The sequence below is a fragment of the Paeniglutamicibacter psychrophenolicus genome, assembly GCF_030812255.1.
Lineage (GTDB): Bacteria > Actinomycetota > Actinomycetes > Actinomycetales > Micrococcaceae > Paeniglutamicibacter > Paeniglutamicibacter psychrophenolicus_A.
Map to the genome: position 1 here is coordinate 94,859 of NZ_JAUSSH010000004.1, position 23,592 is coordinate 118,450.

At 66.5% G+C, this 23,592-nt stretch carries 19 protein-coding genes; 12 read left to right on the forward strand and 7 right to left on the reverse strand.

Annotation, left to right across the window (positions count from 1 at the left end; translation table 11 throughout):
* Window positions 1–25: 25 nt before the first annotated feature.
* Both J2T21_RS07865 and J2T21_RS07870 read right to left on the reverse strand, forming a co-directional pair.
* Complete coding sequence (locus J2T21_RS07865; protein WP_307580219.1) at window positions 26–1,123, reverse strand: ABC transporter permease; 1,098 nt, start codon at window positions 1,121–1,123, stop codon at window positions 26–28.
* A complete protein-coding gene (locus tag J2T21_RS07870) occupies window positions 1,120–2,100 on the reverse strand; it encodes an ABC transporter ATP-binding protein (RefSeq protein ID WP_307580221.1) in 981 nt (326 codons plus the stop codon). Before J2T21_RS07870 ends, J2T21_RS07865 begins: the two co-directional genes overlap by 4 nt.
* 323 nt (window positions 2,101–2,423) lie before the next feature.
* Here J2T21_RS07870 and J2T21_RS07875 point away from each other — a divergent pair, with 323 nt between their 5' ends.
* On the forward strand, window positions 2,424–3,710 hold the full coding sequence (locus J2T21_RS07875) for an aspartate kinase (RefSeq protein WP_071214704.1): 1,287 nt from the start codon (window positions 2,424–2,426) through the stop codon (window positions 3,708–3,710).
* A 148-nt stretch (window positions 3,711–3,858) separates the two neighbouring features.
* On the opposite strand, the gene J2T21_RS07880 is transcribed toward J2T21_RS07875, so the two are convergent.
* Window positions 3,859–5,118, reverse strand: coding sequence for an HNH endonuclease (locus J2T21_RS07880; RefSeq protein ID WP_307580225.1), 1,260 nt, complete (start codon window positions 5,116–5,118; stop codon window positions 3,859–3,861).
* Between the two features lie 317 nt (window positions 5,119–5,435).
* On the opposite strand from J2T21_RS07880, the gene J2T21_RS07885 reads away from it, so the two are divergent.
* A complete protein-coding gene (locus J2T21_RS07885) occupies window positions 5,436–6,341 on the forward strand; it encodes a 3-methyladenine DNA glycosylase (protein ID WP_307580227.1) in 906 nt (301 codons plus the stop codon).
* Window positions 6,342–6,389: 48 nt separating this feature from the next.
* Window positions 6,390–6,881, forward strand: a complete 492-nt coding sequence (locus J2T21_RS07890; protein WP_307580229.1) for a hypothetical protein — start codon at window positions 6,390–6,392, stop codon at window positions 6,879–6,881.
* Window positions 6,882–6,909: 28 nt separating this feature from the next.
* Here J2T21_RS07890 and J2T21_RS07895 read toward each other — a convergent pair whose 3' ends face one another.
* Together J2T21_RS07895 and J2T21_RS07900 are read right to left on the reverse strand one after the other, a co-directional pair.
* Window positions 6,910–7,575, reverse strand: coding sequence for a response regulator (locus J2T21_RS07895; protein ID WP_307580231.1), 666 nt, complete (start codon window positions 7,573–7,575; stop codon window positions 6,910–6,912).
* Entirely contained in the window at window positions 7,572–9,272 is a 1,701-nt protein-coding gene (locus J2T21_RS07900) for a sensor histidine kinase (protein ID WP_307580233.1), read from the reverse strand. Before J2T21_RS07900 ends, J2T21_RS07895 begins: the two co-directional genes overlap by 4 nt.
* Before the next feature lie 200 nt (window positions 9,273–9,472).
* On the opposite strand from J2T21_RS07900, the gene J2T21_RS07905 reads away from it, so the two are divergent.
* From J2T21_RS07905 to J2T21_RS07915, 3 genes are all read left to right on the forward strand, one after another.
* Complete coding sequence (locus tag J2T21_RS07905) at window positions 9,473–10,900, forward strand: CitMHS family transporter (RefSeq protein ID WP_307580235.1); 1,428 nt, start codon at window positions 9,473–9,475, stop codon at window positions 10,898–10,900.
* Between the two features lie 154 nt (window positions 10,901–11,054).
* Complete coding sequence (locus J2T21_RS07910) at window positions 11,055–12,626, forward strand: Na+/H+ antiporter (protein ID WP_307580236.1); 1,572 nt, start codon at window positions 11,055–11,057, stop codon at window positions 12,624–12,626.
* Window positions 12,627–12,704: 78 nt separating this feature from the next.
* Window positions 12,705–13,685: a phospholipase D family protein gene (locus J2T21_RS07915; protein ID WP_307580239.1), complete on the forward strand. Its 981-nt coding sequence runs from the start codon at window positions 12,705–12,707 to the stop codon at window positions 13,683–13,685.
* A gap of 164 nt (window positions 13,686–13,849) precedes the next feature.
* Here J2T21_RS07915 and J2T21_RS07920 read toward each other — a convergent pair whose 3' ends face one another.
* Window positions 13,850–14,791: an NADP-dependent oxidoreductase gene (locus J2T21_RS07920; protein ID WP_307580241.1), complete on the reverse strand. Its 942-nt coding sequence runs from the start codon at window positions 14,789–14,791 to the stop codon at window positions 13,850–13,852.
* Window positions 14,792–15,049: 258 nt separating this feature from the next.
* On the opposite strand from J2T21_RS07920, the gene ald reads away from it, so the two are divergent.
* Window positions 15,050–16,168: an alanine dehydrogenase gene (gene ald, locus J2T21_RS07925; RefSeq protein WP_307580244.1), complete on the forward strand. Its 1,119-nt coding sequence runs from the start codon at window positions 15,050–15,052 to the stop codon at window positions 16,166–16,168.
* 129 nt (window positions 16,169–16,297) lie between these two features.
* Here the strand turns inward: ald and J2T21_RS07930 are convergent, their stop codons facing one another.
* Window positions 16,298–16,699: a YchJ family protein gene (locus tag J2T21_RS07930; RefSeq protein ID WP_307580246.1), complete on the reverse strand. Its 402-nt coding sequence runs from the start codon at window positions 16,697–16,699 to the stop codon at window positions 16,298–16,300.
* A gap of 201 nt (window positions 16,700–16,900) precedes the next feature.
* Here J2T21_RS07930 and purS point away from each other — a divergent pair, with 201 nt between their 5' ends.
* The 5 genes from purS (at window position 16,901) to J2T21_RS07955 (ending at window position 23,567) form a co-directional block, all read left to right on the forward strand.
* Entirely contained in the window at window positions 16,901–17,152 is a 252-nt protein-coding gene (gene purS / locus J2T21_RS07935) for a phosphoribosylformylglycinamidine synthase subunit PurS (protein ID WP_071214694.1), read from the forward strand.
* Entirely contained in the window at window positions 17,152–17,907 is a 756-nt protein-coding gene (gene purQ, locus J2T21_RS07940; protein WP_307580248.1) for a phosphoribosylformylglycinamidine synthase subunit PurQ, read from the forward strand. Before purS ends, purQ begins: the two co-directional genes overlap by 1 nt.
* A gap of 38 nt (window positions 17,908–17,945) precedes the next feature.
* Window positions 17,946–20,231 (forward strand): phosphoribosylformylglycinamidine synthase subunit PurL, encoded by a 2,286-nt coding sequence (purL, locus tag J2T21_RS07945; protein ID WP_307580494.1) that lies wholly within the window; start codon window positions 17,946–17,948, stop codon window positions 20,229–20,231.
* 435 nt (window positions 20,232–20,666) lie between these two features.
* Window positions 20,667–22,571 carry an FAD-binding monooxygenase gene (locus J2T21_RS07950; protein ID WP_307580250.1) on the forward strand — a complete coding sequence of 635 codons (1,905 nt, stop codon included), beginning with the start codon at window positions 20,667–20,669 and terminating at the stop codon, window positions 22,569–22,571.
* 213 nt (window positions 22,572–22,784) lie between these two features.
* Window positions 22,785–23,567: an SDR family oxidoreductase gene (locus tag J2T21_RS07955; RefSeq protein WP_071214691.1), complete on the forward strand. Its 783-nt coding sequence runs from the start codon at window positions 22,785–22,787 to the stop codon at window positions 23,565–23,567.
* Window positions 23,568–23,592: the final 25 nt, after the last annotated feature.

Below are 23,592 nucleotides of genomic sequence, written 5' to 3' on the forward strand. Positions count from 1 at the left end.
GGGCCCCGCGTCCGGGGCCGGGCGGCTAGGCGATCCGCGTTCCCGCGGCGAGCTTGCCCGCCGGGGTCCTGAGGCGGTTTCGCCCGGCGGCCACGATGCCTCCCGCCAGCAGGACCTGGATGCCAAGGCCCAGCGGCCACAACGGCGCGGGAGTCGGGGGCAACGCGGTGTTCTTGACCCCGTTCAGGCACGGGATCTGGAATTCCGGGCCCGCCTGCGAGTAGCGCACGCCCTCGCTGATGGCCCCCATCGGGCCGGCCTCGGCGAACATCGACGAATCCTCCGGGGCCGGGGACCGCGGTGCGGCATCGGCGACCACCACAAACGGGTTGGCCGCCAGCAGCCAGGTGATGCGTTCGGTGGCAAAGGTTTCCTGCACGTAGGTCCGGTCTTCGCAGGTGTAGTTGTTCTCGTCCCAATCCCCCGGGAAATCGCCGTTCATGTACGTCTCGGGCCAAACCTGGTTGGAGACATTGACGTCGGTCTTCACCAATTGCATGCTCAGCCCGTAGGAAATCAAGGTCCCGAGCCCGAGCAACGCCACCAGCAGGTAGGTGACCATGACGGCGAATAACGTGCGGTTGGCCAGCGCAGAAACCCCGACCCCGATCGCGCAAACGATGCCCAGTTCGACCGCCAGCATGGCCAGCAGCACCGGCGCCGCCGGCAGGTACACGTCTCCGTAGGTCATCGCCCAGCCGATCAACGGGATCGTGACCACCAGGAACCCCAGCGATGCCACCCACGAGGCCAGCCACTTGCCCCAGAGCAATTGCCCCGGGGTGAGCAGCGTGTTCTGCAGGATCGCCAGGGTTCCGTTGGCCCGGTCCCCGGTGATCGAGTTGGCGCTCAGTGCCGGGGCGATGAGCATGCCGAAGAAGAGGACGAACGCGATGACCAACTCGAACATCACCTGCCCGGCACCGAATCCGTCTTCCCCGACGCTCAGGGCTGCAAGGCCCACGACGGCGGCGACCACCACGAACCAAATGCCCAGCATGATGTACCAGCCGCGGTTGCGGATCCGCTGCCGGATCTCCAGGCCGAAGACGGTGCGGATGCCCGCAAGGTAGCCCAGTGCCGGGGCGGCGCTTCGTACGCGCGGGGACGTGGAGATACTCATGGCATTTCATCCTCAAGGCTCAGGTAGGTCTCTTCGAGAAGGCCGGAAGTCGGGGCGAATGCCGTGACGGGAACCCCTGCACCGGCCAGCCTGCCTAGAAGCTCCCCGGCCTGGACTTCCCCGGTGAGCTTCAGCTTGGCGCTGCCCCCGCCGTTTTCCAGGTTGCCGCGATACGCCGCCTCGAAGTTGGCTTCCGCCAAGGCGACGCGCAGCATCTCCAGGTCCAGGCTGGCGATGGTGTAGCCGCGGCTCTGCGCCCCGGCTTCGGCAAGACTCTGGCTGCGCACGGTTTTGCCCCGGGACAGGAACACCGCCGCGTCGGCGATTTCATCGAGTTCCACCAACACGTGCGAGCTGATCACCACGGTCTTCCCGCTGTCTGCGAGCTGGCGCACGAGCGTGCGCAGTTGCACGCGTGCTCCCGGGTCCAGCCCGCTGGCGGGCTCGTCAAGGAGCAGCACTGACGGGTCGTTGACCAATGCCCTCGCCAGCGAGAGCCGTTGGGCCTGCCCGCGAGAGAGGACCCGGGCCGGGGTGTCGGCCAGCTCCCCGAGGTTCACGACCTCGAGCAACTCCGCGGCTCGCACCCTGGCCTGCGCCTTGCCGATCCCGTACAGGGCGGCGACGGTGGTGAGGATTTCCCTGCTGGTCAGGGACTCCCAGAAGCCCAGCGTGTCGGGCATCCAACCCAGGACGGCGCGCACCGCGCGGGGATCTGCCGTCGGGTCGATGCCCTGGATGCGGATGCTTCCGGCATCCGGGCGCAGCAGGGATGCCAGCATCAGCAGCAATGTCGTCTTGCCCGACCCGTTGGGTCCGATCAACGCCGTGACTTTTCCCGGCGCAGCATGGAAATCAATGTTTTCCACCGCCCGCACCGCCCCAAAGGAGCGGGCCAGGCCGGTGGCCGTGATTCCCGAACCTAGATCCTGCCGTTGCCCCGGCGCTCGGCCTGGGACCGTGACAGCTGATTCCATGAGATCCCACCCTGTACTTGTTCCGATGGCTCCCCCGGGCCCGATCCTCCCAAGGTACGCAGTCTGACTAGGCAAGTCACGCGTTTATCCATTCCGTTACCAAATAGCATTCTTCGGGCCCCAAAATCACCACGCTCCTTCACACGGGGTGACCTGCGCGATATCCAACCGAGCAAATAGACCAGCCAAACCCCGCTATATGACCTAGAACGGTCACGCATTGGAGCTCCGGTGCATCACAATGGCTAATATGGAAGCGGTGCCGGCCACGGCTGCGCCGATTGAAGTCCACCTATTTCCCGTCCCATGGAGTGTGCTGACGCATGAGCCTGATTGTCCAAAAATTCGGCGGATCATCCGTGTCGGATGCCGAAGGCATCAAACGCGTTGCCCGTCGGATTATTGACACCAAGTCCGCCGGCCACGAAGTCGTCGTGGTGGTTTCCGCCATGGGCGACACCACCGATGAGCTGCTCGATCTTGCCGGCCAACTGACCGAAGAGGCTCCCGCCCGCGAGATGGACATGCTGCTGTCCGCCGGCGAACGCATCTCCATGGCATTGCTGGCCATGGCCATCGACGGACTGGGCGCCAAGGCCGCGTCCTTCACCGGCTCGCAGGCCGGCATGATGACCGATTCCATTCACGGCAAGGCCCGCGTGATCGAGGTTTCCCCACAGCGCGTGCGTCGTGCCATCGACCGCGGCTACGTCGCGATCGTTGCCGGGTTCCAGGGAATGAGCAAGGAATCCAACGACATCACCACGATGGGCCGCGGCGGTTCGGACACCACTGCGGTGGCCCTGGCTGCCGCGCTCGGCGCCGACGTGTGTGAGATCTACACCGATGTCGACGGCATCTACACCGCCGACCCGCGCGTGGTTCCGGCGGCCCGCAAGATCGACACCATCTCCAGCGAGGAAATGCTCGAGATGGCCGCCTCGGGCGCCAAGATCCTGCACCTGCGCTGCGTTGAATATGCGCGCCGCTTCGGGGTCCCGCTGCATGTGCGCTCCTCGTTCAGCACCAATGAGGGAACCTGGGTCCTGCCCAGCCCCGATGACCAGATCAAGATTCAAGAGGGAGAACCCTTGGAACAGCCCATCATTTCCGGTGTAGCCCACGACCGTTCCGAAGCCAAGGTCACCATTGTCGGCGTTCCCGACATTCCGGGCAAGGCCGCCCAGATCTTCCGCGTCATTGCCGGCGCCCACGCCAACATCGACATGATCGTCCAGAACATCTCCACCTCCGGCTCGGGTCGCACGGACATTTCCTTCACCCTGCCGATGGTCGATGGAAAGCATGTCCAGGAAGCCTTGCGTTCCGCGCAGGAGGAGATCGGCTTCGAAGCCATCTCCTACAACGAGAACGTCGGCAAGCTCTCGCTTATCGGTGCGGGCATGCGGTCGAACCCGGGCGTCTCTTTCACCTTCTTCGAGGCGCTGCACCAGGCCGGCGTGAACGTGGACATGATTTCCACCTCTGAAATCCGCATTTCGATTGTCACCGACGCCAACAAGCTCGACGACGCGGTACGTGCGATCCACGCCGCTTTCGATCTTGATGCCGAGGACGAAGCAACCGTCTACGGCGGTACCGGCCGCTAATTCCCGGTCGATCTTGAACGCCACGCGGTCCGTGGCGCCGGGGCACGCGTCATCGCGTGTTCCGGCGCCACGGACCGTTTTCGTTGGCGGGCGTGAGGGGGCCCGGCATGCTGCGCGCGTGGTGCGGGGTGGTTGTTGGTTCCCGGGATCAGCCGGGGGTGCCGGGCAGCGGCGGCGCGGTGGAGGTGTAGGTTGCCCCGACCGGGGTGGTGATCTCGATGGTGTGCCGCCCACCGCTGTCCACGACGCGCTCTTCCCAGCCGGATTGTTCCTTGGTCTGGTTGCAGCTTGCACACCTGCCGGCCGAATTGGCCTCGCTGGTCGGGCCGCCGCGGCTGTGTTGGACCACGTGGTCGAAATGCTTGATGGGTGCGTTGCACCAGGGGGTGCGGCAGTACCTGTCGCGGATGCTGATCAGGTCCTTGAGGGCTGTGGGGAACTGGCGGGACCTGGAGTCCATGGCCACCAGCGCCCCGGTGTCCGGGTGGGTGTAGATCCTCTTGAGGGACACCAGCCCCCGGTAGCGTTCCCTGTCCTGGGGGTCCCGCCCGGCGACCACCATCCTGGCCCAGGTGGAGGGGACGGTGCCATAGCCGATCAGGTGGGCTGGTTCGCTGGAGCCCTGAAAGAGGGTGCGGTCGTTCATGACCAGGTGGAGGACGACCTTCACGCCCTCGGCCGGCTTCCTCCCGGTGACCCGGTCCACCAGCACGTCCGCCCGGATCTGGGCCAGGGTGCGGGGGTCCCCGGCCGCCTTGATCTCCCTGGCCGCCTCGTCCAGAGCCTGGTGCACGGCCAGCCCGTCGTCGACGGGCAGCAGCCCGGCCAGCTGCATCATGCCGTCGCGGGCCGGGAACGCGGCCGCGTAGCGCCCGGCCCTGGCCTCTTCCAGTCTTCCCAGCGAATCGGAGCTGTCGTATTCGAAGGCGAACTTGCGGACCCTGTCCACCAGCGCGCGCGGGCACAGCCCCTTCAGTCCTTCCGGATTGCGCAGCAAGGCGGCATCGATTTCCTCGCGCTGCGCCGAGGGGAGGTGCTGGGTTTCCCGGTCGATGGCCCGCGCCTGGGATTCGCTGATCTTTCCGCGCAGCAGGGCGATGAGGGTGAAGGGCAGGTCGGCGATCAGGCGGTCCGCGAAACCTAGGAAGGCCCGGCCCTGGTCCGGGGATTCCCGGCGGGCCAACGCGATTTGTGACCCGACCCCGTAGGCCGGGTTGTTTCCCCGCACCCCGGCCTCGGTCCTGAGGGCCACCACGTCGGCCTCCATGAGGGTCGCCGACATGGCCTGTGCGCCGGCCGCGGCGCCCTTGATCTCCTCGACCATGCCGATCTTCTCGTGGTGTTCCCTGGCGGTGCCTCCCGAGTCCAGGGCCGCCAGGCCGTCTCGCACATACCTCAGGAACGCCATGTCGTCCTCGTGGCTCCGTCCCGGTGCCGGCAGGGCGGAAGGTGCCGGGGGCGTTGGGCCCGCCGGCGCAATGTTTTCGTTTGGAGGTTCGTCTTCCGAATCCCCTTTATGGTATTCATCGAACATACCTCCATTCTACGCCGCAAGACCGGCAAAGTGAAGACCCGGAATGCGACCATTCTGACACAAGAGTCCATGTCAGCATCGGTTTTTGGTTATCCCCAGAACTGCGCGGAGGGCTTGACAATCGGGCCGGGAATGGGCATCCAAGCCGCAGAAATTGCTGCTTCCCGGCCCCGGCGCGAGACAATGGTTGAATGCTTCCCTCCACCCCGACCTGGCTGCTTCAAGAGCAGTGGCTGCCCGCGGCCGCCGCCCACCAGGCGCGAGCCAAACGCTTTGGCGAGCCGTTCACCGAGCGCCGGATGAAGCGGCAGAAGCATCCGGTCGAGGATTTCCTCTTCACCTATTACACGCAGAAGCCCGGACAGCTCTACCGCTGGCATCCGGGACCCGGCGTGGTCCTGGCCGGGGAAAAGGCCCGTGAACGAGCGGATTGGAAGTTCTACCAAGAGGTCATCGACCCGGATTCCGGCGAGCGCGGCTACACGGTGGACCTGACGGCATTCGCCGACGCCCGAGCCGAGGCGATCCGTTTCGCCGCGATCATCCTGGCCGGCACGGCATCGCGCCCGGGGAACTTCGCCTGCTTCGGGCTGCACGAATGGGCCATGGCCTACAAGTCGGCGGACAACGGCATCCGCCACGAATACCTGCCGCTGCGGCTGGGCTCCGCGGGGACCGACGCGGTGGTGGAGGAACACAAGATCCGTTGCACCCACTTCGATGCCTTCAGGTTCTACACCCCCGAGGCCGTGCCGCTCAACGAGCTGCAGCCGACCCGCGAGACCCAGCGGGACCTGGAACAGCCCGGCTGCCTGCACGCCAACATGGACCTGTACAAGTGGGCCTACAAGCTCACCCCGGCCGTTCCCACCGACCTGGTCATGGACTGCTTCGAACTCGCCTGGGACATCCGCACCATGGACATGCAGGCCTCGCCGTACGACCTGGCGGACTGGGGCCAGGAGCCGATCCGCATCGAAACACCCGCGGGCAAGGCCGAATACGTGCGCCTGCAAAAGGAGTTCGCCGACCGCTCCCAGGTCCTGCGCGGGCGGCTGCTGGCCGTTGCCCAATCGCTTCCGGTGCCACAGACTTGAGATAGGCCGGTAGCCACCGAATCCGGCACCAGACGGGAGGGCTCGTTCATGCGGTCCACGTCTTCCTTCATGGCGACGGCCCTGCTCGTCGGCGCCGCGCTCCTGCTTTCCGGGTGCGCCGGATCCACCGGCGGCGGGACCACGCCGTTCGAATCCGCCACTCCGCCGGCACCTTCCACTTCGCCCGGCACGGGCCCTCCGACCACCGACCTGCAGGTCTCGATCCGGGCCGACGGCTCCGTGGAGAGCGCGCACTACCGCCTGCTGTGCCGGGGTGCCGGCCCGCTGCCCGAAAGCCGGCACCCGGACGCGGCACGGGCCTGCGCCTTGGTGGCCAAGGAACCAAATCTGCTCGCCGGCCCCCGTCGCGGCGCCAACGTTGCGTGCACCATGCAATACGGCGGACCGGCGGTGGCCGTGGTGAGCGGGACGATGGACGGGCGCGCGGTGAACCGCCGCTTCGACCTGCGCGACGGCTGCGGGATCGCCGACTGGCACGCGGCCCTGGCGCTGCTGGTCGACCAGCCCGCCCTGCAGTGACCCCGGCCCCGAACAGGGCTTCGCGGGCTCAGTCCTGCACGAGGTAGCGGTGCTCGGGCCGGCCCCGGCTGCCGTAGGCCAGTTCCAGGCGCAGCGATCCGGCCTGCACCAGGTTGGCCAGATAGCGCTGCGCGGTGGCCCGGGAGATCCCCACGGCGGTGACCACGTGCATGACGGTGGCCGGCTCCCCCGCCGCGGCAACGGCCGCCAGCACCGCCTGCTCGGTGGGGGTGGCCACGGCGCCGGCCGACTCCTCCCCGGAAAGCAGCGCGCGTTGCGCCCGGTCGATGCCCTGCTGGTCCAGCGCCGCGGCGCCATCCAATAGCCTGCGGTAGCGGGCGTAGCCGCGCAGCCGGGAGGCGAGCACCTTGGGGTCGAAGGGCTTGACCAGGTAGCCCAGCGCGCCGCGCCGGATGGCGGTGCGCACCGCGTCGACCTCGGTTGCTGCCGAGAGCACGAACGCGTCCACGTCCAGGGATGCCAGCAGGTCCAACCCGGAACCCTGCGGCAGGTACAGATCCAGCAACAGCAGATCCGGCTGTCCCTCGGACACCGCACGCGGAACCATCCGGGCGTCGTGCACCGGGGCCAGGGCGCGGAATCCGGGAACCGCATCCACATAACCGGCGTGCAGGGCGGCGACCCGGAAGTCGTCGTCGACGACCAGGACCTTGTAGTCGGTGTTCTCGCTCATCTTCCGTTCTTCCCTTCGGTGGTTCCGTTCTCGGTGGACAGCACCCCGGGCAGGCGTGCGGCAAAGACGGCCCCGGAGTGCGCATGGTCGGCGCTCCCGGGCCCGCCGGGGTCCGCGATCCAGACCTCGCCGCCGCGGGTGCGGGCCAGCCGGCGCACCAGCGGCAGCCCCACGCCTTGGCCGTGTTCCGGGGCATCGGGCAGCGCGCCGGTGCTGATTCCCTCGGCAAAGACATCGAGCCCTGGCTCGACCCCGTCCCCGGAGTCGGCGACGGCCAGGTGCAGCGTGGCGCCCTCGGAAAGCAGATCGACCTCGACCCAGCGCGGGGCGGGCCCTTCCACCGCGGCGCGCAGCGCATTGTCGATCAGGTTCCCCAGCACCGCGGTGGCGTCCTGGGCATCGATGAGGTTGCCGTAGAGCGCGCTGGCACTGCCCACGCGCAGCACCACGCCGCGCTCGTACGCCTGGACCCCCTTGGCCCCGAGGAAGGCGCGCAGGTAGGTGTCCTCGATGGCCTCGAGGTTCTGCACCGGCTCGCGCACCGGCCCGGACTCAATGACCTCGCCCAGGTAGTTGCGGGCCTCGGCCACGTCCCCGTGGTGCAGCAGCCCGGAAATGGTGTGCAGCCGGTTGGCGAATTCGTGGCGCTGGGCGCGCAGGGCCGAAGCCATGGTCTGGACCGCATCCAGCCGCGAGCCCAGGGTTTCGATGGTGGTCACATCGCGCAGCAGCACCACCTGCCCCAGGTCGGTGCCCTCGCGCCGCACCGGGTGCACGGTGGCGACCAGCGCCGCCTGCTCGGTTTCCAGGCGCAGTGTGGCGCCGGTGCCCTCGGCGATCGCGGCAACCAACGGTGCCGGCAGCCGCGCGTCGGTGTAGGGCTGCCCGATGATGTCGGAGGACTCGTGGCGGTGCGGCAGCCCCAGCATGATCCGCGCGGCCTTGTTGCGCACCGAAACCCGCCCGTCGGGGCCGATGCCGATGACCCCGTCGGCCACCCCGTAGAGCACTGCGTCGCGGTCCCTCAGCAGCTGCGCCATCTCGGCCGGTTCCAGCCCCAGGGTCTGCGCCTTGAGCCGGCGCACCAGCCAGCGGGTCGACGCCGCGGAGAGCGCCAGGGCCCCGAGGCCCAGCCCGAGCACCCAGGCCCCCGCGGTGCGCAGCCGCGAGGCCAGCTCCTGGACGCCCACCCCGACGCTGACCTCGCCCACTACGGTGGCATCGCCCGGGGCGAAGACCGGGACCTTGGCGCGCACGGATTCGCCCAGGGTCCCGTGCTCGCGGGAGACCGATTCGTGCCCGGACAGCGCGACCGGTTCGGTGGAGACCTTTTGGCCCAGCAGGGAGGGGGTCGGGTGCGCCAGGCGGATCCCGCGGTCCTCGGTGACCACCACGAAGAACGCCCCGGTGCGCACCCGCACGCCCTCGGCCGCCTGCTGCACGTACCCGGTGCGCAGCGCCGCGGCGTCCAGCGTTTCCGCATCGGCGTAGCGCCGCACCTGCGCACGGATCTCGGGGTCGGCGGCCAGCGTGCGCGCAATGGCCAGGGCGCGCTCCTGGGCCTGTTCGTTGACGCGCTCGACGGTCACCCACATGGCGCCGGCCGCGGCGGCAAGGATCATCAGCCCCACCACAACGAACTGCAGGGTCATGATGCGGGCGGCGAAACCGCGGGAGGGCTTGTGCGCTGGGGGCATGCAAACAGTTTAGGACCTCCGTGGGCTTTATGAGCAAAAAAGGTTTTAGGGGAAGAAGCGGGGTTTGTGGGCACAACCACACCACCGTGATGCGCGCCACGTAGCGTTGTATTCCACGGCGCGATCCACCGGTGAACACACCCCCGGCAGACCGCCACCCCCCCACACTCGCGTTACACCACTACCCAAGGAGATCCCCCATGCTGGTAGCACTCGGGTTCCTGATGGTCGCCACGTTCATGGCGCTCATCATGACCAAGCGCATGACCCCGTTGCTGGCGCTGATCATCGTCCCGACCGTCTTCGGCCTCTTTGCCGGCGCCGGCCTGGGACTCGGTGACATGGTCATGGACGCCGTGAAGTCGATGTCGGGCACCGCCGCCCTGCTGATGTTCGCCATCATGTACTTCGGCATCATGATCGATGTGGGGCTCTTCGACAAGCTGGTCGACGGCATCCTGAAGCTGGTCGGAAACGACCCGGCCAAGGTCGTCATGGGCACCGCGCTGCTCACCGGGCTGATCTCGCTGGATGGCGACGGCTCCACCACGTTCATCGTGGTCACCGCCGCGTTGCTGCCGATCTACCAGCGCCTGGGCATGAGCCCGGTGGTGCTGACCTGTGTGGCGGGTTTGACCAACGGCACGCTGAACATCGTCCCGTGGGGCGGGCCGACCGCCCGCGCCGCCGCGGCGCTGCACGTTGACGCCTCGGCCGTGTTCGTCCCGATGATCCCGGCGCTGGCCATGGGACTGGTCGTCGTCTTCGGCTTCGCCTGGGCCATGGGCATCACCGAGCGCAAGCGCCTGCAGCGCGAGGACCCGCTGCGCTGGGGCCCGGGCTCGGTCATGGCCGGCGGCACCGGCGGCACCGGCACCGGCACCGGCAGCACCAAGACCCCGGCCGGCGGCCGCGGCGTCGCCCTGCTGGAAAAGGTTGCCGTGCGCGGCGACGGCAGCGAGGCCCCCACCATGAACGGCACGGCCCTGGACCCGACCCGCGAGACCCTTCGCCCGAAGCTGTTCATCTTCAACCTCGCGATGACGGTTGCCATCTTCGTGCTGCTGATCGCCGATGTGCTGCCGCTGGCCTACCTGTTCATGATCGGCACCGCCGTGGCCCTGCTGGTGAACTTCCCGAAGATCTCGGACCAGGCCAAGATGATCGCCTCGCACTCCTCCGAGGTCATCGCCGTGGTCTCCATGGTGCTTGCCGCCGCGGTGCTCACCGGCGTGCTCTCGGGCACCGGCATGGTCGATGCCATGAGCGCCTGGCTGGTCGACGTCATCCCGACCTCGATGGGCCCGTACCTGGCGATCCTGACCGGCATCATCTCGATCCCCGCCACGTTCTTCATGAGCAACGACGCGTTCTACTTCGGCATCCTGCCGGTGCTCACCGAGGCCGGGGCCCACTACGGCATCCCGGCCGTGGACATGGCCCGCGCCTCGATCACCGGCCAGCCGGTGCACATGCAGTCGCCCTTGGTTCCCGCGATCCTGCTGCTGGTCTCGATGTCCCGCGTGGATCTGGGCGACCACCACAAGAAGGTCCTGTGGCGCGCCTTGGTCGTCTCCCTGGTGATGCTCACCGTGGGCGTGCTCATCGGCGCCATCGGCATCGGCTAGGAAGCACCGCACCCACGCAACAATCCCTTCAGGGGCGGGGAACCGGAAACGGTTCCCCGCCCCTTTGCGTGCCGCCGGCCCTGCGCGCTTAACGTCCCCGAAACGGGCGTGTGGAAAACTGGAAGAACGGATCAAGAGGAAGAGGCACACCCCCATGGAATTCCTGCTGCTGCTGGTCGGGCTGCTCTTCGGGACGGTCCTGGTGGCGGGCCTGGGCGAACGCATCCGCCTGCCCTACCCGATCCTGATGCTGGTCTTCTCGGCCGGGGCGGCATTCCTGCCCTTCATTCCCGAGGTCCACATCAACCCCGAGCTGATCCTGCCGCTCTTTTTGCCCCCGCTGCTCTACGCCGCGGCCCAGCGCAGCTCCTGGTCGATCTTCCGGCTGCGCTGGCGCTCGCTGGTGCTGCTGGCGGTGCTGCTGGTGGTTGCGACCACCGCCGCGGTGGCGTCAGTCGCCTGGCTGATGGTCCCGACCCTGGCGCTGCCGGCGGCCATCGCCCTGGGTGCCATCGTGGCCCCGCCGGACCCGGTGGCCGTCGAGGCCGTCGCCGGCAAGGTGAAGATGCGCCGCCGGCTTCTCACGGTGCTGCAGACCGAGGGCCTGTTCAACGACGCGATGGCCATCGTGATCTTCCAGGCGGCGGTTGCCGCGGCCATGAGCGGCGGCGAGGTCGGCTGGGATGTGGTGCCGAAGTTCCTGATCGGGGCGGCCGGGGCCATCGTGCTGGGCCTGGCCACGGCCTGGCTGGTCGGGGCGCTGAACCGCTTCGTCCCGGACCTGGTGGCCCGCTCGGCCACCACGCTGGTGGCACCCTACGCCGTCTACCTGCTGGCCGAGGAGGTCCACCTCTCCGGCGTCGTCGCCGTGGTGGTCACCGCGCTGGAGCTGGGCCGCCGCGCCCGCCCGCAGGACTCCGAGGAACGCCTGACCCGCACCGCTTTCTGGGACGTGGTGGAGTTGCTCACCACCGGGGTCGCCTTCGGCCTGGTCGGCATCGAGATGCGCTACATCATCCAGGACGAGGGGGCGAACCTGTTGACGTTCATCCCCGGCATCGCGGCCATCTGCGCCACGGTGGTGCTGGTCCGCTTCGTGTGGATGATGGCGATGTTCAAGATCGGCGGAACCGAGCGCAAGTCCAGGACCCCGGGCTCGCTGAAGGAGGTGCTGGTGCTGTCCTGGTGCGGCATGCGCGGGCTGGCGACCCTTGCGCTGGCGTTGGCGCTGCCGGCCACCATGGCCAACGGGCAGCCGCTGGAAGGCCGGAACTTCGTGATCGCCACCGCCTGCGCCGTGCTGATCACCACCCTGGTGTTGCCGGGCCTGACGCTGCCGGCGCTGATGCGTGCGCTGAAGCTGCCCAACGACCATGCAGCGGAGGAACGCACGCAGCGCTCGCTGGCACGCCGCGCGGAGAAGGTGGCGCTGGAGACCATGAAGCGTTCCGCCGCCGCGGCCGCGCTGCCGCAGAAGCGCCGCGAAGCGCTGGCCCGGCGCATGTCCTCGCTGCACACCATCCTGGAGGCCGATCTCGAGGCGGACCCGGAGAAGATGCTGCGCCTGAAGCAGATCCTCACGGTCATGGACGACGTGCAGCGCGAGGCGCTGGATGCGGCGCGCTCGGAAATGCTCAAGGCCCGCAACGAACCGGGCAACGACCCCGAGCTCGTGGACCGGGTGCTGCGCCGCCTGGATTTGCGCACCGTCACGCTGGACCAGTAGGCGCGCAGTAACGGAACGTGGTCAGCAGCGTGGTGTTTTGCGAGATGCTGGGTGGACGAATTGTGGTCTTATGAACCCATGACACTTGAATTTCATGGGGGTTCCGTCTGGGACGAAATCACCGAACTTGTTGCTGGCTCGACTGGTCAGATACAGGCGGCAATCGCATACGTAGGCAAAGAAGCACCCAGGCTTCTGCCGCTGAAGGCAGGCGATGTCCTGATTGTGAACGCATCAGATCGGAGCCTCAGGTCAGGTGCGACCAACCCGTACGCCCTTGAAGAATTCATGGGCGCAGGGGTGAAAGTCCATAACGCCCATGCGCTTCACGCAAAAGTCATAACCACTGACACTCACACCATCGTCGGATCAGCAAACGCGTCAGAGAACTCCTCAACTCGTTGTCTAGAAGCCTGCATGGTCAGTTCGACAGTCAAGATGAGACGTCAAGTGCAGGACTTCATGGACACCCTTCTTGGAGAGCATTCCGCTCAAGTTCTTCACGAGGAACTGCCCGAATTCAAGCGGATCTTCGATTCAAACCCAGACCGACCCAAAATCACAGGAGTTACTAGCCCGCCAGAACGCAATGGGTTGTTCGGTGACAATAACGAAAAATTCTATCTATGCCGAGTTGAATGGGACGGTGATCTCACAAATGACGAAGAAGAATTCGTTCTCGGCTCGACCGATGAATATATTGCACCGGAGACGCTCTACATCGATTCAACGGTGCAGCTAACTGAACTCGACCGTGGCTATGAGACCGGAGACATCGTTATTCTTCACAATGGCAAGTCCTTCCGTTCTCCGGCCAAGGTCCTGGGTGAACCTATTTCCATCCTGAGAGAGCCAGACGAACAAATCTATGGACAGCCAATTCGACAGTTCAGCGGGATGATCACAAGACGCCGTTCAACCGTAGACAAGGTGCTTGAAAAACTATCCCTTGAGCTGAACGACGCTGAGTTCCAGGACAGCAAATTTCACTTGAACGGACCTCTTCGCAACGGCCTTGTCAAACTTTGGCATCGCGATTATGGGCTGGAAACGGCATAGTCTTCAGTGAACACCTGAACGCACCAGGCGCCAGATATCGGGCAATCGCCGACCGAAGACGCTATGCCGATTTCCCAACCATCAAATACGGCTCATGGGCCCTGTCACGAGCCAACGCTTTTCACTGATCTGGCACCGAAGAGTGGCTTTGGCAGGCCCTGGCTTCAGTCGGTGAACTCGGTCAGCACGATCTTGCCTCCGGCATGCCCTCCCATGCTCTGCGTGATGGCGGCCGCGGCCTCCTGCATCGGATAGCTGGAGACCACGTGCACGGAGAGCTTGCCTGCCTCGACCAGTTCATCGATCCGCGCGAGCTCGCGCCCGTCGGGCCGCACCCAGATGTAGCGCCCGCCGTGTTCACCCACGGTTCCGTCGGCGATCGAGGCGTGCTTTCCCGATTCCTTGAGCACCGCCAGGGTGTCCTCGAGCGCGCCGCCGTGGAAGTCCGCCACCGCGTCGACGCCGCCCGGAGCCAGCGCGCGCACCGATTCCACCAGGCCTTCCCCGTAGGTGAGCGGTTCGGCGCCGAGGGAGGCGAGCAGTTCGTGGTTCCTTTCCGAGGCGGTGGCCAGCACGCGGGCGCCGGCCGCCCGTCCGATCTGGATCGCGGCCTGCCCGACGCCGCCGGCGCCGTTGTGGATCAGCAGGGTCTGCCCTGGGGCCAGCTCCAGCGCGTCGAGGGCGCGCAGCGCGGTCCCTCCGGTCAGCGGCAGCGCGGCTGCCTCCTCGAAGGAGAGCTGCTTCGGCTTGTGCGCCACGGCCCCGGCGGGCAGGGTGATGTATTGCGCGAAGGAGCCGATGCCCACGGTATCGCGCCGGCCATAGGCGTGGACCTCGTCGCCGATGTTGAACTCGGGGGTGTCGAAACCGACGGCGTCCACCACTCCTGCAACATCCCAGCCGGGGACCGCCGGGAAGTGAACATCCATGATGGGGTCGAGGTATCCGGCCATGATCTTCCAGTCCACCGGGTTCACCCCGGCCGCCTTGATCTTGATCCGCACCGTTCCCGGACCGACCTTCGGCAACGGAAGCTCGAGCTGCTCCAGCTTCTCCACACCGCCGTAGCTCGCATACGCCATGGCCTTCATCGTGCGCTCACCCATTGTGTTTCCTGCTTTCGCTTCTCGGCTGTTGTTCTTCCCCCTGGACAACCGTGGCCGGGACGGAATTATTCGTGGTTTCCGCGCCACGTGGGCAACGGCATAGGCATGGGAAGCCGAACCGCAACGGATCATCGACCGATCCGCAACACCAGCGCCCTGACATATACCCGTGATTCCGGGCCTTTCCGCCACCCGCGGCCTAGACTCAACTCAATCGCCCCGCAAGGGGGCCACCACACACCTCAGGAGCAGTTTCTGATGATCATTGCCGTGCCCCAGGAAACCAAGAACAACGAATTGCGTGTGGCCATCACCCCGGCCGGAGTTTCGGAGTTCGTGGCGCACGGCCACCAGATCGTCATCCAGGCAGGTGCCGGGACCGGGTCGGGCATCGAGGACGCCCACTACCTCGAGGCCGGGGCGCGGATCGCCGCCGACGCGAAGACCACTTGGGCGGCCGGTGACATGGTGCTCAAGGTCAAGGAACCGACTGAATCCGAGTACGGCTTGCTGCGTGCCGACCAGGTACTGTTCACCTACCTGCACCTGGCAGCCTCCCCCGAATGCGCCGACGCAATCCTGGCGGCGGGTACGACCGCAATCGCCTACGAGACCGTGCGCCGCGGCGCCGCCCTGCCACTGCTGGCCCCGATGAGCGAGGTCGCCGGACGCCTGGCCGCGCAGATCGGAGCCTTCACCCTGCAGGAGCCCTCGGGCGGATCCGGGATCCTGATGGGTGGCGTGCCCGGGACCCGTCCGGCCAAGGTCGTGGTGATCGGCGGCGGCGTCGCCGGCGAAAACGCGGCGGCCGCCTCCGCGGGGCTCGGCGCGGATGTCACGATCTTCGACGTGAACCTGGCACGCCTGAAGGAGATCGACACCGACTACCGCGGCCGAATCAAGACGCTGGCTTCCTCGAAGCATGCGATTGCCCGCGAGGTTGCCGACGCCGACCTCGTCATCGGCTCGGTGCTGATCCCCGGTGCCGCCGCCCCGAAGCTTGTCACCTTGGACATGGTCGAAAAGATGCGTCCGGGTTCGGTGCTGGTGGACATCGCCATCGACCAGGGCGGCTGCTTCGAGGGCTCGCACCCCACCACCCACGCGGCCCCGACCTACAAGGTGCACGATGCCCTCTACTACTGCGTGACCAACATGCCCGGCGCCGTCCCGCAGACCTCGACCGCAGCATTGACCAACGCCACGCTGCCCTACGCGCTGCGCATCGCGGACAAGGGCTGGAAGCAGGCCATGGCCGAAGACGAAGGCCTGGCCAACGGCTTGATGGCGCACGCCGGATCGGTGGTCTTTGCTCCGGTGGCCGAGGCCCTGGGCCTTGGGCACGTGTCGATCCAGAGCGTGCTGGCCGGGGCCTGACGAGCACCACCAACTTCAACTACAACTGTCACCACTCACACCATGGTTGAAGTAGATGGTGTGAGTAGTGCGAGTAAGTGTTGCGGGTAGCGGTGCGGCTGGGTGATGCAGCCGTGCCCCGCGCTCGCCCTAGTCGTCCCCGTCCAGGTAGTACCAGCGCCCGCCCTCGCGCACGAAGTCGCTGACCTCGTGCTGGGAGTTGGACTGGTTGAGCAGACGGTAGTGGGCTTCGAACTCAACAATCCCGTTGCTGTCGAAGGGTCCGCCGGCCTCGGTACGGATGATGTCCAGGTCCTGCCAGACAATGGCTTCATCGAGTTCCAGCTCAGCCGGGCGGGTGTCTGGGTGCCAGGTGGCCAACAGGAATTCCGGCAGGCCCAGTGCGAAGGCGCTGAAGCGCGAGCGCATCAACGCGACAGCGGTTCCGGGCCAGGCAGGGGTGTCGGCATTGTTGAATCCCTGGTGATATCGGCCACAGCAGGATTCGTAGGATTCCCCCGAATTGCAGGGGCATCGCGAGTCTTTTTCCATTGAACCAGCTTAAGGGCAGCAGGAAGCTCGAAATACCTCCCTATCGCCCCTCCAGCAAAACGTCGAATCGCGGACACGAAATCCGTCAAGCTACCCCGTGCCGGTAGACTTAGCAGGCAAGCTCGCGGAGCGCCCCCACCCTTGGCGTGAGACGGCACGTCCGCGGGCGATTAACCACCCCTCGCGCACAGGAGAACCCGGATGCCCCGGATCGTTGTTGATGTTATGCCCAAGCCCGAAATCCTTGACCCGCAGGGCAAGGCCATCGTTGGCGCACTTCCCCGCCTCGGCTTCACCGCTTTCAGCCAGGTCCGCCAGGGCAAGCGCTTTGAACTGACCGTTGAGGGCGAGGTCACCGAGGAGATCCTGGCCCAGGCCCGCACCGCGGCCGAGACCCTGCTCTCGAATCCGGTCATCGAAGACGTGGTCAACGTCGAGGTTGTCGCAGACTAATGAGCGCAACCGAACTTCCCTTGATCGGCGACTACACGACGCCTGTCCCCGAGCTGAACGGCGCCCGCATCGGCGTCATCACCTTCCCCGGAACCCTCGATGACCGCGACGCCGCTCGCGCCATCCGGTTGACCGGGGCCGAGGCCGTGTCCCTGTGGCACGCCGACCACGACCTGCAGAACGTCGACGCCGTCGTCATCCCCGGTGGCTTCTCCTACGGGGACTACCTGCGCGCCGGCGCCATCGCCCGCTTCGCACCGATGATGGGCAACATCATCGACGCCGCGAACTCCGATGCCAAGCTGCCGGTCCTGGGCATTTGCAACGGTTTCCAGATCCTGACCGAATCGCACCTTTTGCCGGGCTCCATGGTGAAGAACGACCACCTGAAGTTCCTCTGCCGCGACCAGATCCTGCGCGTGGAAAACAACACCACCGCCTGGACCAACCAGTATGGCTTGGGTGAGGAAATCACCATCGTGCTGAAGAACCAGGACGGCCAGTACGTCGCCGACGAGAAGACCCTCGACGCCCTCGAGGCCGAGGGCCGCGTGGCCTTCAGCTACGTCGGCTGGAACCCCAACGGGTCCCGCCGCAACATCGCCGGCATCACCAATGCCGCGGGCAACGTGGTCGGCCTCATGCCGCACCCGGAGCACGCAGTGGAGGCCGGATTCGGCCCCGACCACACCGGAACCGACGGACTTGGGTTCTTCACCTCCGTCCTGACCCACCTTGTTGGAGGCCAGAAGTGAGCGCCGCAGAGCAGACCGCAGAGCAGAAGAAGTTCAACATGGACACCGTGGCCAACGCCGCGGCCACCCCTGACACCGAACTTCCGTGGGCCGAGCTTGGCCTGAAGCAGAACGAATTCGAAGAGGTCGTCAAGGTCCTGGGCCGCCGCCCGACCGCCGCCGAGCTCGCCATGTACTCGGTCATGTGGTCCGAGCACTGCTCCTACAAGTCCTCGAAGAACCACCTGCGCCAGTTCGGCGACAAGGTCACCGAGGAAATGAAGAAGGACATGCTCGTTGGCATCGGCGAAAACGCCGGCGTGACCAACCTGGGCGACGGCTGGGCCGTGACCTTCAAGATCGAGTCGCACAACTCCCCCACGATGATCGAGCCGTACCAGGGCGCCGCAACCGGCATCGGCGGCATCGTGCGCGACATCATCTCCATGGGCGCCCGCCCGGTGGCCGTGATGGACCCGTTGCGCTTCGGCGCGATTGACCACCCGGACACCGCGCGCGTGATCCACGGTGCCGTGGCCGGCATCGGCGGCTACGGCAACTCGCTGGGCCTGCCAAACATCGGCGGAGAGGTCGTCTTCGACTCCGTCTACCAGGGCAACCCGCTGGTCAACGCCCTCGCGGTCGGCATCATGCGCCACGAGGACATCCGCCTGGCCAACGCCTCCGGCCTTGGCAACAAGGTCGTGCTCTTCGGCGCACGCACCGGTGGCGACGGCATCGGCGGCGCCTCGATCCTCTCCTCCGAGTCCTTCGACGACACCAAGCCGTCCAAGCGCCCGGCCGTCCAGGTGGGCGACCCGTTCGCCGAGAAGGTGCTCATCGAGTGCTGCCTCGAGCTGTTCAAGGGATCCCTCGTGGAGGGCATCCAGGACCTCGGCGCCGCGGGCATTTCCTGCGCCACCTCGGAACTGGCCTCCAACGGCGACGGCGGCATGGACATCGAGCTGACTTCCGTGCTGCTGCGCGATCCCTCGCTGACCCCGGGCGAAATCCTGATGTCCGAGTCGCAGGAACGCATGATGGCAGTGGTCTCCCCGGAAAACGTGGCAGCCTTCGAGGCGGTCATGGACAAGTGGGCCGTGGAGTACTCCTGGCTCGGCGAGGTCACCGACACCAACCGCCTGGTCATCAAGTGGGACGGCGAGGTCATCGTCGACGTCGACCCGCGCACCGTGGCACACGACGGACCGCTCTACGACCGCCCGTACGCCCGCCCGGAATGGCAGGATGCGCTGCAGGCCGACACCTTCAAGGCCTCGGAAGCCGGCGCCAACCTGCCTGCCACCGGAGACGAGCTGAAGGCCGCACTGGTCGAGCTGATGTCCAGCCCGAACATGTGCTCCAAGTCCTGGGTCACCAACCAGTACGACCGCTATGTTGGCGGCAACACCGCGCTGGCCTCCCCGGACGATGCCGGCGTGATCCGCGTCGACGAGGAAACCGGCATGGGCGTGGCCCTGGCCACCGACGCCAACGGCCGCTACACCTTCCTGGATCCGTACCACGGCGCGCAGCTGGCCCTGGCCGAGTCCTACCGCAACGTCGCCACCTCCGGCGCCGTGCCGCTGGCGGTCTCCGACTGCCTGAACTTCGGCTCCCCCGAAGATCCGGATGTCATGTGGCAGCTGGCCGAGGCCATCCGCGGCCTCTCGGATGCCTGCATGGAGCTCGGCGTCCCGGTCACGGGCGGCAACGTGTCCCTGTACAACCAGACCGGCGCAACCCCGATCCACCCGACCCCGGTCGTGGCGATGCTGGGCAAGTTCGACGACGTCGCACGCCGCACCCCTTCGGGCTGGCGCGCGGATGCCGACGGACAGGCCATCTACCTGCTGGGCACCACCTTCGACGAGCTGGACGGCTCGGAATTCGCGAACATCCGCGGGCACCTCGGCGGCCTGCCGCCGAAGGTCGACCTGGCAGCGGAGAAGACCCTGGGTGCGATCCTGATCAACGCCTCGCGCGATGGCATGATCGACTCGGCACACGACCTCTCCGAGGGCGGCCTCGGTGCCGCACTGGGCGAGATGGCCCTGCGCTACGGCGTCGGAGCCCGCGTGGCGCTGGATGACCTGTGCGAGCGTGACGGCGTGGACGCCTTCACCGCACTGTTCTCCGAGTCGCAGGCCCGCGCCGTCGTCGCGGTTCCGCGTTCCGAAGAGGTCCGCTTCAACGACATGGCCACGGCACGCCGGTTCCCGGTGGTTCGCCTCGGCGTGGTTGACGCCGCGAGCACCTCGCTGGAGGTCCAGGGCCAGTTCGACCTGGACCTGAACGAGCTGAGCGAGGCCCACGAGGCCACGCTGCCGAAGTACTTCGGCTAGGCACGAGCGCTCTGCGGCAGCGGGGGCGTCGGGGATTTTTCCCCGACGCCCCCGCTGCCCGTTTAAGTCCTGCCCTGCGCACGGGACCCGCTCAATCGGTGGCAAGCCGCCGGAGCCCACCATGACGGATCTTCCGTCGCCTGCCGCCCCTCCATTTTCGGAAGCATGCGGATCGGGCAGGCGACATTTGGTCCCAGTCTCAAATTTGCCCCAAACCCAAATTTTGGTTTGGAGCAAATTTGGAGTTCCCGGCGACCCGCGCACCCAATGGTGCGCGGGTTCGTTGCTTCGATCGCCACCTGCACACTTGTGAGCCACGTCGCCTTGCCGTAGAGTTCTACATCACGAGCATGTGTTCGACTATAGAACCCATCGTTCTAATATAGAACAAATGCCAAGACCAACAGACATAGACCTGCAAAGTGAGGAAAGCCCGTGCAGTTCCACCACCACGGTTACGTATCCGGTGACCCGCGTATCAAGCCCGCAGCCGGAGTCGGCATCAACCGCCCGGAGGAACTCCCCGAGGAAGTCGACGTGCTCATCGTCGGCTCCGGCCCCGCGGGCATGCTCACCGCGGCCCAGCTCGCCCAGTTCCCGGACATCACCACCCGTCTGGTCGAACGCCGCGGCGGACGCCTTGAGATCGGCCAGGCCGACGGCATCCAGGCCCGCAGCGTCGAGACCTTCCAGGCCTTCGGCTTCGCCGAGGCCATCACCGCCGAGGCCTACCGGATCACAGAGATGGCGTTCTGGCGCCCGGACACCGAAAACCCCAAGAACATCGTGCGCGGCGGCCGCGCCCTGGACGACACCGTGGGCATCAGCGAGTTCCCGCACCTGATCGTCAACCAGGCCCGAGTGCTCGACTACTTCGCCGAGGTCGCCCAGAACTCCCCCACCCGCCTGGTGCCCGACTACGGCTGGGACTTCCAGACGCTCGAGGTCGCCGAGACCGGCGAGTACCCGGTCAAGGTCACGCTCGTGCGCAGCGCCGGACCCGACGAAGGCACCACGCGCATCGTGCACGCCAGGTACGTCGTCGGCGCCGATGGCGCCCGCTCCAAGGTCCGCTCCTCGATCGGCTGCACCCTGGCCGGCGACCAGGCCAACCACGCCTGGGGAGTCATGGACGTCGTGGCCTCCACCGACTTCCCCGACATCCGTCTCAAGTGCGCCATCCAGTCCCACGACGGCGGCTCGATCCTGCACATCCCGCGCGAGGGCGGGCACCTCTTCCGCATGTACGTCGACTTGGGCGTTGTCCCCGAGGACGACAAGGGCGCGGTGCGCAAGACCACCATCGAGCAGATCATCGCCAAGGCCAACCAGATCCTGCACCCCTACACGGTCGACGTGCGCAACGTCGCCTGGAGCAGCGTCTACGAGGTCGGCCACCGCCTCACCGACCGCTTCGACGACGTGCTGCCCGAGCAGCTTGGCACCCGCAACCCGCGCGTGTTCATCACCGGGGACGCCTGCCACACGCACAGCGCCAAGGCCGGCCAGGGCATGAATGTCTCGATGCAGGACGGCTTCAACATCGGCTGGAAGCTCGCCCACGTGCTCGAGGGCCGCAGCCCCGAGTCCCTGCTGTCCACCTATTCGGCCGAACGCCAGGTCGTCGCGAAGAACCTCATCGACTTCGACAAGGAATGGTCGACGATGATGGCCAAGAAGCCCGAGGACTTCGAGAACCCCTCGGACCTCGAGGACTTCTACGTGCGCACCGCCGAGTTCCCGGCCGGGTTCATGACCGAATACGCTCCCTCCATGCTCACCGGTGCACCGACGCACCAGGAGCTGGCGGCCGGGTTCCCGCTGGGCAAGCGCTTCAAGTCGGCCATGGCCTCGCGCGTCTGCGACACCAACCCGATGCAGCTGGGCCACCACGCCACGGCCGACGGACGCTGGCGCATCTACGTCTTCGCCGATCCCGCCGCCCCCGGGGCCGATTCCCCGGTGGCATCGCTGGCCCGGTGGCTCTCCACCGCGCCGGACTCGCCGCTGGCCGCAACGCCCGCCGGACTCGACGAAGACGCCTGGTTCGATGTGAAGGTCATCTACCAGCAGAAGCACGAGGACATCGACATCAACGCAGTCCCCGCGGTCTTCAAGCCCGAGGTTGGCCCTTTCAAGCTCACCGACTACGAGAAGGTCTACGGCACGGTCCCCGGCGCGGACATCTTCGATGAGCGCGGGCTCTCGCGCGACGGCGTCATGGTGGTGGTCCGCCCGGACCAGTACGTGGCCAACGTGCTCCCGCTGGATGCCACCGACGAGCTTGCCGCATTCTTCTCGCAGATCCACGCCGGGGCGTCCAAGGTCGCGAAGGCCTGACCCGCCCCGGAACCTCCGATCCGACCGGGCCGATGGCCGGGTGCAGCTCCCGTGGCGAACACGCGGGAACTGCACCCGGCACCCGGCTGCCTCGCACCTTGAATTCCCGAATCACTCATTGCAGCAGGCCGCAAGGGAATAATCCCCCAAATGCATGTGTTTGCATGTATACAGGCGGTTATCCCCGCTTCATCCAGGGAAAGGAATTCCACAGTGCAGAGGTTCGAAGGAAAGTCAGTCATCATCACCGGCGCCGGCTCCGGCCTGGGCCGGGCGGCCGCCATCCAGGTCGCCAAGGAAAAGGGCAAGTTGGCCTTGGTCGACCTGAACGCCGCAGGGCTGCAGGAAACCGAAAAAGAGATCCGCGCCGTTGCCCCGGACACGGAGATCCTCTCCCTGACGGCAAACGTCGCCAACGAGTCCGAGGTCCAGAACTATGTCTCCGAAACGCTCAAGCGTTTCGGCTCGATCGACGGTTTCTTCAACAATGCCGGCATCGAAGGCAAGCAGAATCCCACCGAGGACTTCGGCTCGGAGGAGTTCGGCAAGGTCGTCGGCATCAACCTCACCGGCGTCTTCTACGGGCTCAAGCACGTCCTGAAGGCCATGCGCGAGCAGGGCTCCGGTGCAGTGGTGAACACCGCATCGGTGGGCGGCATCCGCGGCGTGGGCAACCAGTCCGGCTATGCCGCGGCGAAGCACGGCGTGGTGGGCCTGACCCGCAACTCCGCCATCGAATACGGCCAGTACGGCATCCAGATCAACGCCATCGCCCCGGGGGCCATCATGACCCCCATGGTCGAGGGGTCGCTCAAGCAGATCGACCCCGAAAACTGGGAGCAGGTCGGCAAGGCGTTCGTCGAGCCCAACCCGATGAAGCGCTTCGGCAAGCCCGAGGAGGTCGGCCAGCTGGTCGCCTTCCTGCTTTCCGGCGATGCCGGCTTCATCAACGCCGCGGTCATCCCGATCGACGGCGGCCAGTCCTACAAGTACTGAGTCACCGATAGCCCGGACGGGCGCC